1 protein-coding gene and 1 pseudogene are annotated in these 774 nt (G+C 68.3%); both read right to left on the minus strand.

What is annotated here, in order from left to right; genetic code table 11:
- Positions 1-81: 81 nt before the first annotated feature.
- Positions 82-243 carry a hypothetical protein gene (locus BZY54_RS51980; RefSeq protein WP_167414196.1) on the minus strand — a complete coding sequence of 54 codons (162 nt, stop codon included), beginning with the start codon at positions 241-243 and terminating at the stop codon, positions 82-84.
- 275 nt (positions 244-518) lie between these two features.
- A pseudogene (locus BZY54_RS47385) lies at positions 519-774 on the minus strand (transposase); the annotation flags it as partial.

Raw genomic sequence — 774 nt, forward strand, 5'->3', positions numbered from 1 at the left:
AACCCTCAACCACAACCTCACCGTACGGAGCTGAGCGTGCCGGTCGGGTTGACGGCAATCGTCTCCGATGCTTCAAGGCCGCTAGAGGGGGGCTCCCGGGTGTTCGCGGGCGGCGACGGTCAGCGTGGCGTAGGCGAACCCGATGGAGGCACCCGAGTTGAGCTGGGCCAGCGGCGTGCGCGTAGCGCCTTTGGTGCACGACCTGGCCGGCCTCGTCCACGAGGCAGAGCTGCTGATGGGCATTGCCCCAGTCGATGCCGGCGAACGCCCTGACTGTGTCTGTGGTGTTGGTGGGTAACGAGTGGTCCACGGGTTCCGTCCTGTCGGTCCAGGTCACCGACCGGGCGGCCCCGCTGGTACCTCATCTCGGCGCTCGAAGCGCAACTCCCGCTGGCCAGTTCGCGGCCCGCCTCCAGCGCGAGGGACAGGTCTGCATGGGGGCCTCGAAGGCAACGCGTCTGCACAGGTCCTCTCCCGCTGGCGCGGTGACCGGCGGGGGATTCCCGCCACCAAGGAGTGTGCACGGATGAGGTCTGCACGATGGTCCTCGGCCAAACCGTCTCTACTGCCTCGGGCAAGCCTTTGAGGCCGTCGCAGACGAGCATGAGCACGTCGCTCACGCCGCGGTTCTTGATCTCGGTGAGGATGTGCAGCCAGTGCTTGGCGCCTTCACCGCCGTCGCCGGCCCACAGGCCCAAAATCTCGCGCCGGCCTTCGGTGGTGACGGCCAGGGCCACGTAGATGGGCCGGTGGGCGACGGCGCCGTCGCGGATC

It is taken from the genome of Streptomyces carpinensis, from assembly GCF_002154505.1.
GTDB lineage: Bacteria > Actinomycetota > Actinomycetes > Streptomycetales > Streptomycetaceae > Streptomyces > Streptomyces carpinensis.

Excerpts from the sequence above, each read along its gene's own strand:
- BZY54_RS51980 (WP_167414196.1), bottom strand. The coding sequence starts at position 243 with ATGCCCATCAGCAGCTCTGCCTCGTGGACGAGGCCGGCCAGGTCGTGC.